The sequence below is a fragment of the Geminocystis sp. M7585_C2015_104 genome, from assembly GCA_015295805.1.
Taxonomy (GTDB): domain Bacteria; phylum Cyanobacteriota; class Cyanobacteriia; order Cyanobacteriales; family Cyanobacteriaceae; genus DVEF01.
In genome coordinates this window covers 1-15,979 of the sequence record DVEF01000055.1, presented here as the reverse complement: position 1 = coordinate 15,979, position 15,979 = coordinate 1, and the positions used below count along the sequence as shown (strand labels likewise).

Here is a 15,979-nt window from a genome sequence, read left to right as displayed (position 1 = left end):
GCTTTAGCTTCTCAAGCCTGTTTCGTTTTCTCTATTTATGCTTTCAAAAGCTTTATATACATCTTTAGTGGCTTTTTTAGTAAAGTAATAACCAAGGGCTGTTTGCTAAAAACCCATATTCTTTAACTATTTTTGCATTTTCAGGTCTTCTGTGGTAGAAGGGATATAGCCTTCTTGTATGCTCCTGTGTTCAACGCCAAATTGTTTCCCTATGAGGGCTTTGACTTCTAAATAGGTTTTCTAGTAATCTTTCTGTTTGAGATAGCTTGGGTTTTGTCCCACCATTATCCCTTAAATCCCTCCTGGTTGTTTCTGGCATCTCTGTAATTTTTTATGTTTCTTAAACCTTACCCAGTCTGTCTGCTAGTTTTACAACTAACTAAAGCCTTGAAGTATTGACTTTTCCTCCTTTGCAGGTACTTTTTTTTCTAACTGTCTCAATATCCTTAACCCTTAGTCTTGTTGGCATGTTTTTCACTAACTCAAATTATTTGTGTAATAGGTTATAATTTAGGAGGAAGCAAAGGTGGAGAGTAAGGGGAAAATATAAGTAGCTGGAGGATGAGATGATTTGTTGACTTTATTGACTTGGTTGACTTTACTTTATAGATTAAAGGCAAGTGGGGGTGGGAGTTTGCCATGAGAGACTTTTGGTGGAGGAAAAACAAGCTAGACAAAACAAATTTTTTTACTGCCATTATTATTCATTGCCAGTGGTAGTAAAAGTTGGGTGAGGGAGAAAAAAACAAGGGGAGTCATGGTAGAAAAAGAAAGCCGTGGTTAGGAGAAGTAGGGGGTTGATGTAGGGGTTTGTCGCAGATGCTGGGAGGGGGAAAAGGAAAGCAAGTTAACGACAGGGTAATTGATTTACTCCCACAGGAATTTCTGTTTTCCCCTACCGAGGTGATAGAATAAATGGCCAAAACTGACAAAGTAGGATTAAAGTGGGATTATAGTCGATGGAATCAACCGTATCAGTATCCCTGCCGCAAAATTCTTACCAAATCTATATAACTGCCAACGGGTTAAGTAGTATTGGGGAGAAACTAAAAACGCTACCTATTGGCAAAAAAGTGTTAGTGGTTTCCAATCCAGAAATCTTTGACTATTATGGACAAACAACACTAGACTCGCTGACAAAAGCCGGTTATGAGGCGGACTACTACCTCATTCCAGCAGGCGAAAAATACAAAAACCTAGACTCAGTTGCCCATTTGTATGATAAAGCATTAGAGTGCCGTTTGGAGCGCAATTCAACCTTTATTGCCTTAGGAGGCGGTGTCATTGGGGATATAACCGGCTTTGCTGCCGCCACTTGGCTGAGGGGCATTAATTTTATCCAAATTCCCACTTCCCTTTTAGCGATGGTAGACGCTTCGGTAGGTGGCAAGACGGGGGTAAATCATCCCAAGGGGAAGAATCTAATTGGTGCATTTTATCAGCCAAGACTAGTTTTAATTGACGCCTCAGTTTTAAAAACCCTCCCCCCACGGGAATTCACTGCCGGCATGGCGGAGGTAATCAAGTATGGTGTTATTTGGGATAAAACCCTGTTTGAATCCCTAGAAGCCGCAGACGGTATTGACAGTTTGGCGAAATTGCCCCAAAAACTACTCATTGAGATTCTAACACGTTCTTGTCAGGCCAAGGCGGATGTTGTTTCCCAAGACGAGAGGGAGTCTGGCTTAAGAGCTATTTTAAATTACGGGCATACTATAGGCCATGCTTTAGAGAGTTTAACCAATTATGAAACCCTTGTCCATGGGGAGGCGGTTGCTATAGGGATGGTGGCGGCTGGACGTCTTGCTGTTAAACTGGGCTTATGGGGGGAAACGGATGCAGGAAGACAAGAAAGGTTGATAGTAAAGGCGGGATTGCCGACACGCATCCCCTCCTATCTTTCCGTGGATGATATTATTTCACATCTTTACACTGACAAGAAAGTTAAAAACGGCAAGGTTAGATTTGTGTTGCCAACAGCCATTGGCAACGTCTCCATACACGAGGTTAAAGATAATCAGATGGATTTGCTGAGGGGGGTTTTAGAAAGTCTTTTGGAGGGGTAGTTTATTCTCACAAAGATTCTATCTGTCCTTCTCAAATATGATAGTCCAGGGCATCATATCCACAGTGGGGTTAATTCTTTTTCCCCTTGTTTTGTTAAAAAAAATAAAACATGTCTTGACATATCTGCAATTATGTGATGCAGCTGGGGGAATTAGGGGTGGGAAAGAGGCCCACAGTTGGGTTAGAATCATGGCAGTTGCCGCACCTTCACCGTTTTTTAGGAAGGAGTTACTGTGGTGTATGCCAAGAGGCAAAATGGCCATCTGGTTGTTAACATTGTTGGGTCATGGTGTGGTTGTCTATAATGTGATGGGGCTAGCTGATAATGGGAGGCGTCATCTCAGCCTAGTGGTAGTGGGGTAATAACAGTTTTACAATAGTGGCAGAAAATAGCCAGAGGAGAAAACAATAACGGGTTATTCCCAAGGCTTGTCTGATTACAGAGGCATCTATGTTCCTATAAGGTTCACCTAAAAGGGGTTTAATTTTCTTTTCCCCTTTATAAAAATTAACACCTCCCAGTTGCACACCCAGAACCACGGCGAAAATGCCTTCACTCCAACCGGAATTAGGGCTAGGGTCTTTTATAGCATCCCGTCTACATTTTCTGATACAATGGAGGGGCCTTCCCGACATTAAGGCCACTGTCAGAACTGTTAGACGACAGGGAAGCCAGGTGGCGTAGTCTTCCAGTTTAGCACTAAACCAACCAATGTCTTGATAAGGGGGCCTCTTATAACCTATCATGGAATCCAGGGTGCTAATGGTCTTATAGGCCATGGCCATGGGTACACTGCCAATGGAGGGGATGAATAAACCTACAAGGGCGTAAAAAAGGGGCGCTGTGACACCGTCGGTGGTGTTTTCGGCTACAGTCTCCAAAACTGCCCTATAAACCTCCTGCAGGGATAGCTTGTCTGTATCCCTCCCCACATAGAGACTAAGGCGACTACGGGCATTTTCTAAGTTGTGAGGGAGATGCTGCAATACGTCTTCTGCTGCCTGTCTTAAACTTCTGCCGGCAAAACAACTAGCCAACAAGACTACTTCCACTGTCCCCCCCAACCAGGGATTGATTTGCCAAGCTAGTCTGACTATTAGCCATGACACACCCCCACTGGCAACCACCAGGAATACCGCCAGGATGACCCCCCACACCCGACGCCCCACGGGGGAAGCAACATGGTGCAGAATAAACTTGACGGTAATATGGATGACACCACCAATGAATTTTACGGGATGAGGCCAGTTCCAAGGGTCGCCAATACAGTAATCCAATAGAGAAGCCAGCCACAGGCTCAAAATTCCCGTGTAGTGTGGTAGCATGAATGATAGACTAGGGGGAGTCTGCTATTTCTGCCAACAACCTTTCCCAGGCTAGGGGGGGGTTGTCTGCGTGGGTGATGGGGCGTCCTATCACCAGGTAATCCGCACCTTCGGCAAAGGCCTGTGTTGGGGTCATTACCCTTTTCTGGTCCTCCATTGTAGCCCATTGGGGGCGCACCCCTGGACATACCGTTAAAAATTCTTTACCACATGCCTGTTTAATCTGTCTAACTTCCTGTGGAGAAGCCACTACCCCGTCCAAACCACACTCTTTGGCCATTAGGGCGTTGTTTAAGACGTATTCTGGCAGTGGGAGGGGTATTTTTAGGTCAGAGGCCAATTGGCGGGCGTCTAGGCTGGTCAAAACAGTAATGGCCAGCAATTTAGTAGCGGCAGCGCTGTTTTTCACTGCTTCTTGGGCTGCCTTTAAGGCCTCCCTGCCGGCTACTGCATGAATAGTTAACAAGTCCACCTGGTAGGAGACAGCGGATAGGGTTGCCCCCCTGACAGTATTGGGAATATCATGGAACTTTAGATCTAGGAAGATTTTTTTTCCCTTGTCTTTTAGGTATTTTAGAATGTCAGCCCCCTCTGCCACAAATAGTTGTAACCCCACTTTCCAAAAGGTAACTCCCGGCAGCATTTCTACCAGTTTTGTTGCTGCTTCCCAATTGGGCACGTCCAGGGGTACAATTATACGCTCAGATTTCATGTCTGCCGTCTTTTTCCTCCCTCTGGGGGTTTATCAAACCACGACGGTTGGGGTCATTGACCGAAGCATATATAAATTCACTCAGGTGACGAACTTCTGGGTATACTTGTAGTGGCTCGAGTTGCTTCAAGGCTTGGTTAATGGTCAAACCCGACTTGTATAGTATCCTATAGGCTTTTTTGAGGACCTCTATTTGTTCTCTGGTAAAGTTATTACGTTTGAAGCCTACCATGTTAAGGGAACGGATATGACAGGGGTTGCCCTCTACTAACATATAGGGAGGCACATCGCGATCGATTCTACTCATGCCTCCCAACATGGCCATAGTGCCGATTCTAACAAACTGGTGGATTCCTAAGATGCCTCCAATTACTGCCTTGGATTCCACTTCCACATGGCCTGCTAGGGATACGCCGTTGGCAATGACTATGCCGTCTCCTAAAACACAATTATGGGCTATATGGACGTAGGCCATTAAGAGGTTGTCGTTGCCGATAATTGTCTTTTCCTCTTCTCCCGTTGCCCTGTTTACGGTGACGTATTCTCGAATTATGTTGCGATCCCCTATCACTACATAACTTCTAGCACCCTTATATTTTAGATCCTGGGGGGGCAATCCCAGAGCCGCGCCTGGGTAGATTTGGTTGTCACAGCCGATTTCTATTGGCCCCTCGATTACAGCATGACTGCCTACAACAGTTCTTGGGCCTATTTTAACCTCAGCACCAATAACAGCATAGGGGCCTACCTCTACTGTGGGGTCTAATTCAGCCCTAGGGTCTATAATAGCAGTAGGATGAATCACCACTTCTTTTCCCAGTACACGACAAACTTTAGTCTAGAACAGAAAATAACATTTCCGCCTCTACAGCCAGTTGATTGTCCACCATCCCTTGACCATACATTTTAGCAATGCGGTTGCGTTTAAAGGACAACAATTCTACTGTCATAATCAACTGGTCTCCTGGTACAATGGGTTTACGGAAACGGGCCTTTTCTATCCCGGCGAAGGCAAAGAATTTTCCTCTCATTCCCGGCAATAGAGTTAATATTATTCCCCCCACTTGTGCCATGGCTTCTAGTTGCAAAACCCCTGGCATTATCGGCTTCCCAGGGATATGCCCTTGGAAAAATGACTCATTCATCGTCAGATTTTTTAAGCCTACTGCCTTTTCTCCGGGCACATAGTCTATAATACGGTCCACTAGGGCAAAAGGATAACGGTGAGGCAGTAATTCTTGAATTTCCAGGGCGGAAAATGTTTTTTTTACCTCTTCTGCTGGCTTATTTTCCCTTTCTACTCCTTCCACAAACTTTTCCATTTCTTTTGCGTTATCCACCACAGAGCCTTACCTTCCTTGACTTCCAATAGGATACCATGCCTTTTGCCCCTGAGCAATTCCCCTCTCCTGCCCCTCGCCGGTTGGGGGTATAATGGTATACTGTCAGCCTCCCTTTGTCTTATAAATTTTGACGCCCTTTGACTCTATCCCCTCTAACTCCAATTTCAACCGTGGTAGCCACTCCTATTTAACTTTCTTAAATCTCGAAAAGATGACTGCTAAGCCTCTGTTTTCTCATAATGTTATTGCCATATTTTCTTTTGTGGTACTTGCCTATCTTGGCAACTATTTTAGGGCTCCCATTTTCTTTGGCTTGGACTTTCTGTTTGGGGGGATTTTTGTTTGGCTTGCAGGCTATTTTTTTGGGGCTTTCCCTAGTATTTTGGCTGCCTTTATCAGCAGTATTCACACTTACCTACTCTGGGGGCACCCTTACGGGATTATAGTTTTTACTTTAGAGGCCATTTTTGTAAACATCTTCTTTCCCGGTAAAAACAAAAATCTGGTATTAATTGACATTGGCTACTGGCTAACTTTCGGCTGGATTTTTGCGGTAATTTGTTTCATTTTTCTCATGCATTTTGATGTAATTTCTCTACTTTTGGTATGGCTAAAACAATCAATAAATGGAATTTTTAATGCTCTCGTTGCCACCCTCATCTACAGTTACTCTCACTCAAAATTTTTCCCGGCGGAAAGGAGAATAACGCTAAAATTCTCCCAGAGTATATCCAACATTCTGATGAGTTTTTTATTGGTACCTCCCTTAGTAATTGCCATTCTCCACGGCAACAATTTGGCTAAAGAGATTGAGGGGGAAATTTCCAGGGATTTAAACGAGATTGCCAGCCTTTCAATAGTCGCAGTAAATCAGTGGAAAAAATCACATGTTTATCCCCTGCAGGGTGTTGCCTTTTATTATGCAACAGCAACAGAAGACGATTCTTCTAGGCTTCAAGAGAAACTGGACAGCATTGTAGAGAATTTTCCCGATATTGATTTGCTTGTTGTCACCGACAGGAATGGATATATCCTCGCCACTTCTTCAAAAGGCGAAAATAGCCAATCCCTTGTTGGCACGAGAATTGATAACTTTCAAGAATGGCTGAGGTTAAAAAACACCGGTTTAAATGTTACCGCCATTCAGAGAAATTATTTATTACCCGAGAATCATGTGGCTTTTACTATTGCTGTTGAGGGGAAAAATTCTGGTGTGATATATGCTGTTTTTTCCTTGCAAAGATTGCAGAAAGTATTGGATATTACCCCTGGCATTGATGGGGATAATGTGGAAACAATTCTTTTGGACAACAACAGAAGAGTTATTGCTTCCAATACGGGTTTATTAGCAGGTTCCACTTATGTGGAAGAACACAACCACCAAATAGAGGAAAGGGGCAATGATATATACCATTGGTTGCCCACAGAAAAAGGAATTTCAATAATGAAACGGTGGGAGGATTCCTTCTACGTTAAAGAGTTGGGAATAAGCCGAAAAATTCCCTGGAAAATTGTTGTTAAAATACCGGCCCGTGACTATGTTAAGAGACTCCATATTCTCTACATAAGGATTTTAGGAATCCTTCTACTGCTGACGATATTTTCTTCCATTTTGGCAGAAAGAATTAGCAGGAAAGTAGTAAAACCCCTAGTAACTCTGGCGGAGATTACCACCGATTTGCCAGAAAAAATCGAGAATAACCAGCAGGAGTTATTGCTTCCTAAAACGGATATTTTAGAGCTCGAAAAGCTGACAGAAAACTATAGGCTAATGATTGCGGCATTGGGAGATAAATTCCGTCAGATAAAGGAGATAAAGGAAAACCTAGAGGAGACAGTAAAAAGACGCACAAGGGATTTAATAGAAAAGGCACAACAGTTGGAAGAGGAAATTAGAGAGAAGAAGAAAATAGAAAGGTTGCTGAGGGAGAAGCATGAGAGATATGAATTGGCAGTAGCTGGCACAAATGATGGAATTTGGGATTGGAATTTAAATACTAATGAGGTGTATTATTCTCCTTCCTGGATGCGGATTATTGGATATGAAAATTCCCCACTGCCGGGGAAAATAGAAACCTGGTTACATCGTATCCATCCAGAAGACTTAGAAAAACACCTCCAGGATATTCATTCCCACTTGAATGGGGAGACAAATATCTACCAAAATGTACACAGACTTTTACACCGGGAGGGTTACTATGTGTGGGTGTTAGCAAAAGGAAAACGAGATGAAGACAAAAGTGGAAAAGCCTACCGTCTGGCGGGCACAATTACTGACATTACTGATAAAGTAAGAGTAGAACAAGAATTACAAAAGGCAAAAGAGCAAGCAGAAGCCGCTAACAAGGCGAAGAGTGAATTCCTCGCCACCATGAGTCACGAAATCCGCACCCCCATGAATGCTATCATTGGCATGACGGGGTTACTGTTGGATACGCCACTAAACCACGAACAAAGAGAATTTGCTGAAATTATCCGTACTAGCGCCGACAGTCTACTGACAATTATAAACGACATTCTAGATTTTTCCAAGATTGAGTCGGGGAAATTAGAGTTGGAATATCAACCCTTCTCCCTAGTAACAGTGGTGGAGGAATCCCTAGACTTGTTGGCAGGGAAGGCGGCAGATAAAAACCTTGAACTAGTCTACTATATTTCCCCAGATGTGCCAAAGACAGTGGTGGGGGATGTAACTCGTTTAAGACAAGTATTAGTGAATTTGCTCACTAATGCTGTTAAATTTACCAACAGTGGCGAGGTGGTTTTGTCGGTAGGGGTGAATCATAAGGAGTATACTGGCAACAATAGTACAGAATATGAACTAGTCTTTAAAGTAAAAGACACTGGTGTAGGCATCCCTGCCAGTCGAATGGATAGACTGTTTAAACCCTTCTCCCAGGTAGACTCCTCCACTACTCGTAATTATGGGGGCACAGGTTTAGGGTTGGCTATTTGTCACCGTTTAGTAACACTGATGGGGGGGGAAATTTGGGCGGAAAGCAGGGGGGTAGCCACCGAAAACACACCCCCCGGTTATGAGATTACCACAAAACCGGAAGAACCGGGCTCTGTCTTTTGTTTTACTATCAGAACTAGAATCCCCTCCTGGTTGGCGGAAAAAGAGGGTGGCACTCCTGAGATTTTAAAAAACAAGAGTATTTTGCTGGTAGATGACAATGAGGTAAACCGGCAGATTTTGACTATCCAATGTCAGAATTTCGGCATGGAGACGATTGCAGTTGCTTCTGCCAAAGAGGCTTTATTAGTGTTGAAACAAAGGAAGCCAGACGTGGTAGTATTGGACATGCATATGCCGGGGATGGATGGGGTGACTTTGGCTAAACAGATTCGCCTTTTGCCTAACTGTCAGGAATTGCCACTAATTCTACTTACTTCCATGGGCAATTGTGAGGAAAATGTTACAAAAGAGGTACAGTGGGCGGCTACTCTTCACAAGCCCATAAAACAATCCCAACTGTTAGACACCTTAGTGCACGTTTGCCGAGGTGACTTTCAATCCCCTAGAATTTTTACCCCCACACCCGGTCAATTTGAAAACATTGCCAGCATTGCCCCTTTAAGAATTCTCATTGCCGAGGACAACATTGTCAACCAGAAGGTAATCACCAATATACTCAAGCGTTTGGGGTATCGTGCGGACGTAGTAGCCAATGGCTTAGAGGTTATTGAAACGCTGCGGCGTCAGTCTTATGATTTAATTCTCATGGATGTGCAGATGCCGGAGATGGACGGTTTAACTGCCACTCGGCAAATTCGTACTCTTTGGAATTCACCCACTGGTAATTTTCAAGGCAAGCCTCCCTATATCATCGCCATGACTGCCAATGCCATGGAGGGGGATAGGGAGATTTGTCTGGCAGCCGGCATGGATGATTACATTTCCAAACCGGTGCGATTAGAGGTTTTGATGGAGAAATTAAAGAATCTTGGTAGAATCAAACAGTCGCCGTCTCAAACCGGGGATAATATTGGTGTTGTAGCAGAGAAAAATCAACCCAGTTCCGACCCTATTATGACAAAACTAGATCCCAAGGCCATTAACGATTTAAAAGAGATGATAGGGGAGGAGGATTTCCCGACAGTCTTCTCCGAATTAATGGAAACCTACTTACGGGATTCCCCCAACCTGATTCAACAGATTCAAGAGGGATTTGCCGCCAAAGACTTCGATGCCATCAAACTAAACGCCCACAGCCTGAAGTCTAGTAGTGCTAGTATTGGGGCTAAGGAATTGTCCGATGTTTGTAGAAAGTTGGAAATACTAATGACTGAGAAAAATCTAGAAGACGCTCCCCCCCTCATTGAGAGGATTATAGCAGAATACGAGGGGGTAAAAAAGGCCATCCAGCTGGAATTGGAAAAAATACGCCGGGCCTAGGCCACAGACGCCACTCGACACACCCTGGTTGCACAAAACAATACACACCACCGGGGTTCAGTTTACATTTCTTAACAATTTCCCCCTCCCAGGGGGGTTGTTGTAAATTTTTTGCAGTTATGACAGATAATAGGCCCTGGTTAACAGTTTCCAGCCGCCCATCATCATAGCAGAAATCGGATTGGTTCCACCTTTCCCCGTGGCGGGGGGGCACCCCCACCTTACTAACCACTATCCTACCACGGACTTAGTGGTTTTACCCTCCTTGGCCAAGAATTTTTCCAATTCTGTCAGGGCTTCATCATCCACTTTAGTCTGCATAGGACAGAATTTAGGGCCGCACATGGAACAGAATTCCGCCGTCTTGAAGATGTCGGCAGGCAGGGTTTCGTCGTGGTATTCCCTTGCCCTTTCTGGGTCTAACGCCAATTCAAACTGACGATTCCAGTCAAAATTGTAACGGGCCCTGGACAATTCGTCATCTCTGTCTCTGGCGCCTGGACGATGACGGGCTATATCTGCGGCATGGGCGGCTATCTTGTAGGCTATTAACCCGTTACGAACATCTTCTGCATTTGGCAATCCCAGGTGTTCTTTGGGGGTTACATAACACAACATAGCGGCGCCATACCAACCGGCGAGGGCCGCCCCAATGGCGGAGGAAATATGGTCGTAACCTGGGGCAATGTCAGTAACTAGAGGGCCTAAGACGTAGAAGGGGGCTTCTGAACATTCCTCCATCTGTTTCTTGACGTTGAACTCAATTTGATCCATTGGCACATGGCCTGGCCCTTCCACCATCACCTGGACATCGTGTTGCCATGCCCTTCTGGTCAATTCCCCAAGGGTTTTCAATTCTGCTAGCTGAGCTTCATCGGAGGCGTCGTGGAGACAACCGGGACGAAGGGAATCCCCCAGACTAAAGGATACGTCGTATTTTTTGAATATTTCAATGATATCATCGAAGTGGGTGTAGAGGGGGTTTTGCTTGTGGTGGTATAACATCCAACGGGCCATAATGCCACCCCCCCTAGAGACAATACCGGTGATGCGATTGCGAACTAGGGGTAGGTATTCTATGAGGATGCCGGCATGGATGGTCATGTAATCTACCCCCTGTTGTGCCTGTTTTTCGATTACATGCAAGAAGTCATCGGGGGTTAGTTTTTCAATCCTGCCGTTTACACTCTCAAAAGCCTGATAGACGGGTACAGTGCCAATAGGGACAGTAGATTCTCTTATAATGGCAGTGCGGATGGCGTCCAAATCTCCCCCGCCGGTGGACAAATCCATTACCGTGTCGGCGCCATATTTTATTGCCAGTCTCAGTTTTTCCAATTCTTCTTCCAGACTAGAGGAGTTGGGGGATGCCCCGATGTTGGCGTTTACCTTACATCTGGAGGCAATCCCAATGCACATGGGTTCCAGATTGGTGTGATTAATATTAGCGGGTATGATCATTCTTCCCCTGGCTACTTCGTCCCGAATTAACTCTGGGGGGAGATTTTCCCTCTTGGCCACATAGTGCATTTCTTCGGTTATGATGCCTTGACGGGCGTAGTGCATCTGCGTTACGTTAGACTGCCCACGCCTCTTTGCTACCCATTCTGCACGCATATTTCACCTCTGTACTTAGCTTTCCTACGCTGGTATTACCCAAGTTCAGGTTCTAAGGGTTTATTCTCAGCCTGCAAGGGCACCCCTAGCTATAGTGACAATTGTATCATCATTTCCTGAATCCGACGGGGATAATCTGGATTTTTGTATTTATCACCTCCATGGGGGACGAACAGTGTTAATATGTTCTAGGATTTTTGTAGCAGCTGTGTTAGTTTCTATGTACTATATTCCTGAACCACCCATAGGGTTGCTGCTATTTGGACTTTTTATAGGTGTTACTTGTGGTTTAGCCTTTGAAGCCACCCTAAAACAACAAGTTAGTCTTTGGCGGCAACAGCAAAAAAGCCAGATAGAAAAAGACGGGCTATCCCTCATGGGGTTGCCTTTTTTGGGTGTCTGTATCGGGGTTTGTATGTTTTTGGCTGCCGGTTTGGAGGTGTTCACCTACAGTAGGGTATTCTCCTATCTAATTGCCGGGGCTTTAACTATTTTCACTGGTGGCCTAGTGTGGGTTCAACTGCAAAAACTCCTGTTACTATTTTTAAAGGGGGGCTCAAGGGCTTTGGACTTGGATTTCTTTTAGGCCTTTACTAGGGCTTATTCAGACTTTTGTGGGATAATAACACTATTGCTACTAGGTGGGGACTGCCTCTCCTGGGCGTAGTCTTGCCCATCTTCCTATATCTTCAGTAAAACTGCCACATCCCACCACATCCCACTCCATTTCGATATACTCCCCCTGGGTGCGGATGTTTACATTTATAGAGGGGTGTACTGGGTCAAAATCTGGATTCTCGTTTAGGTGGGGTTGTTGGTGTTGGGTTTCTACTGCATGGTAAGTCTTACAGCGATCTACATACAAACAGTTAACACATATACACATATTCTTCTCCGGGCTGAGTGTTTTTATACCACCTTAGCTTACCCCTGCGGATTTTTGCCAGTGTTGATGGAAAATTTAATATTATCAGGGTTTAGGGGATAGGGGTTGGTTATGGGCTGGACATTGTCCCCATGTATTGCGTGCTACAACCCTTAGACTAGATAGTGGAGGTGGGCGGCAAAACCCGCATTTTCTAGAGTTGAAACAGTCTCGTCGGCATTTTCAACCCAATATTCTTCCCCTAGGCGGATGATGATATTTTCCTCCTCGGACTGTAGCCTAACAAAAGTGGGAATATTTTTCTTATTTTTATCCTTCGATTCTCCTTTAAGTATATCCTTTAAAATGGCAACTGACTCGTTGGTAACCTGAGGAGGATTTAAGTTTATAAAAACCAACTTCATCTCCTCTACCTTACTCAGGTAGTCAACTATTATTTGTGGTTGTTCATTTTTAATGTCAATTTTCCCCCAAATGAGGAGGGGCGTATCGGCCAGTATACTATTTTTTACTCTTTCGTATACCCTTGCAAATACAACTCCATCTACTTGTTGTGATGGGTCTTCTATGGTGATAAATGCCATTTTGTTATTATTTTTATCCAAATGATGTTTTATTTTGGTAATCATTGCTAGCACACATATTTTTTTCCTGCCTTTTTGTTCAGGCAAATCCTTAAGATTAATTGGCGAGAGGAGCCTTACTTTTTCTTTGTATAGTTTGAGGGGGTGTTCAGATACAGGAAAGCCCAGGTATTCTCTCTCCAGTCTAATTTTTTCTAGGGGTGAAAAATCCGGAACCTCTGACATGGCAGGAGCTTCTTCACAGTCGGGAAATTCTTGGGAAACATAATCAAATATATTTAACTGACCCGTCTGTTTTTCTTCCTGTTTTTTCTGAGCCCAGTTTATCATCAGCTCCAGGTTTTCAATTAGCTGACAACGGTTGGGATGAAGGCTGTCAAAAACACCTGCATATATAAGTGTTTCCAGGACTTTCCTGTTACAAATCCTAAGGTTAACTCGGCTAATAAAATCGGCAAAACTCTTGAACTTTCCCCCGGCCTTTTCTCTGGCATCCATTATGTTTTCGATGGCGGCTTCTCCCAGGTTTTTTATGGCAGACAAACCAAATAATATTTTTCTTCCCTGGGGGATAAACTCTTTCTGGGAAGTGTTAATGTCAGGGGGACAAACCTCTATCCCCATTTCCAGACAATTTTCCCTATACTGTTTTACCTTTTCATGGTTGTCACTATTGGAAGTCAGGAGTACTGACATGTATTCCACTGGATAATTCGCTTTTAGATAAGCCGTTTGATAGGTGATATAGGCGTAGGCGGTAGAATGGGATTTATTAAAACAATTAGAAACAACAAGCCCGTTTGCTAACAAAAAATTGTGCTCTTTCTCTACTCCTATGTCGTAAACCTTTTGGGGGCCCAAGTGGCGCCTTTTAACTATCCTAACCATCTACTTTTATTTTGCCATTATAAACCGTAAATAATTGCAAGCGAAGTTAGCAAATAAGCCAGAATATTCAAGAATTTATTCTAACATAAATGGGAGCTATTTTAAATTATTATGCTGCTTTTTTCGTAGGCAAAAATTGAGGACAATATTCTCTTGTAGAGTGTTGGGAAGGGGGTCGTAACCGCCAGGAGAAAAGGGATGACAACGAAGAATTCTTCTCACAGCCAAAACAGTACCCCAGAAAACGCCAAAACGTTCAATGGCCGCCAGGGCATATTCAGAACAGGTGGGACGAAACCGACAAACTGGAGGTAATAGGGGAGAAATAAAACCCCTATAGAAAATAATCAGGCCAATTAACACCTTTTTTACCATTATTAAAAACCCCCAGAAATTTATACAACTGTAAAGGAACAAATGTTACCCATAACTCATCTTAACCAAGGTTTAATCTTAAGAAAATGCTAAAACCACCGAGAAAATATAAAAAAAACTAATTGACGGAAAAAAGAAAAAGTGTGCTATCATGATAACGGGAGATTAACATTAGAAGTGTGAGGATTATCTCTAAGGACTATGTTCAAGTCACTTAAGAACTACACATTGGCAACACCGGCTTTACTAGCCCTGGTAATAGCCGGCAACGGGTTGACTGCTGTTTCCGCCAACGCCAACGAAAGGCCCGTAGACAGCAACGAAGCGCTCATAAATCAAATCTCCGAATACAACAAAACAGAGGGAATGGGGCAAGTTACCTCAGTGTCCCAGCTGAGGGACGTATCCCCCACCGACTGGGCCTTCGAGGCGTTAAGAAATCTAGTAGAACGCTACGGTTGTATAGCAGGTTATCCCGACCGGACCTTCAGAGGTAACCGCGCCCTCAGCCGCTATGAGTTTGCTGCTGGTTTGAACGCCTGTATGCAGGCTTTGGAAAGACTAATAGCAGAGGGGGGCGGCGTCTCCAATGAGGATCTGGAAAGACTAAACCGTCTCGTAAACGAGTTCCAGTCTGAATTGGCAGCACTGGGGGCCAGGGTGGACAAACTAGAAGGCAAAGTCGCTCTCCTGGAAAACCGTCAATTTTCCACCACCACCAAACTGAGGGGGGAAGCTATAATTGCGGTTGTAGGACAGGATCATACTTCTGATCAGGGCAAGTGGGAGAGATTCTATCGTCCAAAATTTGGAGCTACTGTGGTAGATGCAGGAGGGAGACAAAGGATAGACTCCCAGGCCACCATGAGCAACCGTGTCCGTCTAACCCTGGACAGCAGCTTCACTGGTAAAGACTTGTTAAGAACCCGTCTAGAAGCAGGGAACATACCCAACCTGAGAGTTGCCCTAGGCACTCACATGGCGCGTCTTAACTTTGAAAACGCGGCGGCCAGTGCGGGGAACAATGTGGCGTTGGACAGGTTATTCTACAGGACAAAACTGGGGGATAATCTCACCTTCTGGGTAGGGACAGAAATGCCCATAGAAGATATCTACAAAACCTACTCCCCCTACACGGAAAGCAGTGGCACTGGTTCGTTGTCTCGTTTCCTCCGTTATAACCCCTTTATCTATCGTCAACCAGGAAGGACGGGTATAGCCTTCAACTACAACTTCGGCGGTGGATTTGACATAACCGCCTCCTACCTAGCGGCCAACGCCAATGATCCTGTGAGGGGAAGGGGTCTATTTGATGGCACTTACAGCGCTGGTGTGCAGTTGGGCTACAACCCCACCAAGAACTTCGGCTTGTCTGTGGCCTACATGCATAGCTACTTCACCGAGGGAGCCGTAAGCCTCACCGGTGGCACAGGCAGTGTCTACACTACAAGCGTAGCCAACGGCATCGGAGCTCGAGGGCCAGTGGGGAGAAGGGGGGGCTTTGCCGGGTCTGATGATCCCTTCCACGGCGCGGCCACTACCTCCGAGAATGTGGGGGTACAGGCCACTTGGCGCATCACCGACAAGATTAACCTGGCCGGTTGGTTTGGCTACGCCCACGCAGAGGCCCGCAGTGCCGACAGGAGAGGGGTGCAACGTCGGGGTGACACCACTGACCTGTACAACTGGGCGGCCAATGTCTCCTTCTTGGATTTGGGGAAGCAGGGGGCGGTATTAACCCTGGCTGGTGGCCAGTTACCCCGGGCGGGTAGTGTTGATGGT

The 15,979-nt window shown here is 44.9% G+C and carries 13 protein-coding genes and 1 riboswitch; of the genes, 5 read left to right on the top strand and 8 right to left on the bottom strand.

Annotation, left to right across the window (positions count from 1 at the left end):
- Positions 1 to 959: 959 nt before the first annotated feature.
- Complete coding sequence (locus IGQ44_06315) at positions 960 to 2,066, top strand: 3-dehydroquinate synthase (protein ID HIK37583.1); 1,107 nt, start codon at positions 960 to 962, stop codon at positions 2,064 to 2,066.
- A gap of 115 nt (positions 2,067 to 2,181) precedes the next feature.
- The gene (locus IGQ44_06310; protein ID HIK37582.1) at positions 2,182 to 2,430 is read left to right on the top strand and encodes a hypothetical protein; all 249 of its coding nucleotides are present in this window, start codon (positions 2,182 to 2,184) and stop codon (positions 2,428 to 2,430) included.
- Here the strand turns inward: IGQ44_06310 and IGQ44_06305 are convergent.
- Genes IGQ44_06305 through fabZ form a run of 4 tightly spaced genes read right to left on the bottom strand, consistent with a single transcriptional unit; the run spans position 2,413 to position 5,427 of the window.
- The gene (locus IGQ44_06305; protein ID HIK37581.1) at positions 2,413 to 3,393 is read right to left on the bottom strand and encodes a cobalamin biosynthesis protein; all 981 of its coding nucleotides are present in this window, start codon (positions 3,391 to 3,393) and stop codon (positions 2,413 to 2,415) included. The two genes, IGQ44_06310 and IGQ44_06305, sit on opposite strands and share 18 nt — an antisense overlap.
- Positions 3,394 to 3,403: 10 nt before the next feature.
- On the bottom strand, positions 3,404 to 4,105 hold the full coding sequence (gene pyrF, locus IGQ44_06300) for an orotidine-5'-phosphate decarboxylase (GenBank protein ID HIK37580.1): 702 nt from the start codon (positions 4,103 to 4,105) through the stop codon (positions 3,404 to 3,406).
- Positions 4,095 to 4,910 carry an acyl-ACP--UDP-N-acetylglucosamine O-acyltransferase gene (gene lpxA, locus IGQ44_06295; protein ID HIK37579.1) on the bottom strand — a complete coding sequence of 272 codons (816 nt, stop codon included), beginning with the start codon at positions 4,908 to 4,910 and terminating at the stop codon, positions 4,095 to 4,097. The genes pyrF and lpxA overlap by 11 nt, the downstream gene beginning before the upstream one ends.
- 28 nt (positions 4,911 to 4,938) lie before the next feature.
- Positions 4,939 to 5,427 (bottom strand): 3-hydroxyacyl-ACP dehydratase FabZ, encoded by a 489-nt coding sequence (gene fabZ, locus IGQ44_06290; GenBank protein ID HIK37578.1) that lies wholly within the window; start codon positions 5,425 to 5,427, stop codon positions 4,939 to 4,941.
- A 232-nt stretch (positions 5,428 to 5,659) separates the two neighbouring features.
- Here fabZ and IGQ44_06285 point away from each other — a divergent pair, with 232 nt between their 5' ends.
- Positions 5,660 to 9,847 (top strand): response regulator, encoded by a 4,188-nt coding sequence (locus IGQ44_06285; protein HIK37577.1) that lies wholly within the window; start codon positions 5,660 to 5,662, stop codon positions 9,845 to 9,847.
- Positions 9,848 to 10,078: 231 nt separating this feature from the next.
- On the opposite strand, the gene thiC is transcribed toward IGQ44_06285, so the two are convergent.
- Complete coding sequence (gene thiC, locus IGQ44_06280) at positions 10,079 to 11,464, bottom strand: phosphomethylpyrimidine synthase ThiC (GenBank protein ID HIK37576.1); 1,386 nt, start codon at positions 11,462 to 11,464, stop codon at positions 10,079 to 10,081.
- A gap of 4 nt (positions 11,465 to 11,468) precedes the next feature.
- Positions 11,469 to 11,561, bottom strand: a riboswitch (TPP riboswitch).
- Between the two features lie 123 nt (positions 11,562 to 11,684).
- Between thiC and IGQ44_06275 the strand changes: the two genes are divergently transcribed.
- Entirely contained in the window at positions 11,685 to 12,050 is a 366-nt protein-coding gene (locus tag IGQ44_06275; GenBank protein ID HIK37575.1) for a hypothetical protein, read from the top strand.
- Positions 12,051 to 12,101: 51 nt separating this feature from the next.
- Here the strand turns inward: IGQ44_06275 and IGQ44_06270 are convergent, their stop codons facing one another.
- The 3 genes from IGQ44_06270 to yidD form a co-directional block, all read right to left on the bottom strand.
- Positions 12,102 to 12,350, bottom strand: coding sequence for a Ycf34 family protein (locus tag IGQ44_06270; GenBank protein ID HIK37574.1), 249 nt, complete (start codon positions 12,348 to 12,350; stop codon positions 12,102 to 12,104).
- Positions 12,351 to 12,502: 152 nt separating this feature from the next.
- Positions 12,503 to 13,822: a trans-splicing intein-formed DNA polymerase III subunit alpha C-terminal partner DnaE-C gene (locus IGQ44_06265; GenBank protein HIK37573.1), complete on the bottom strand. Its 1,320-nt coding sequence runs from the start codon at positions 13,820 to 13,822 to the stop codon at positions 12,503 to 12,505.
- A 96-nt stretch (positions 13,823 to 13,918) separates the two neighbouring features.
- Complete coding sequence (gene yidD, locus IGQ44_06260; GenBank protein ID HIK37572.1) at positions 13,919 to 14,197, bottom strand: membrane protein insertion efficiency factor YidD; 279 nt, start codon at positions 14,195 to 14,197, stop codon at positions 13,919 to 13,921.
- Between the two features lie 201 nt (positions 14,198 to 14,398).
- Here yidD and IGQ44_06255 point away from each other — a divergent pair.
- Positions 14,399 to 15,979: iron uptake porin (locus tag IGQ44_06255; GenBank protein ID HIK37571.1), on the top strand; the 1,581-nt coding region annotated here is incomplete at its 3' end.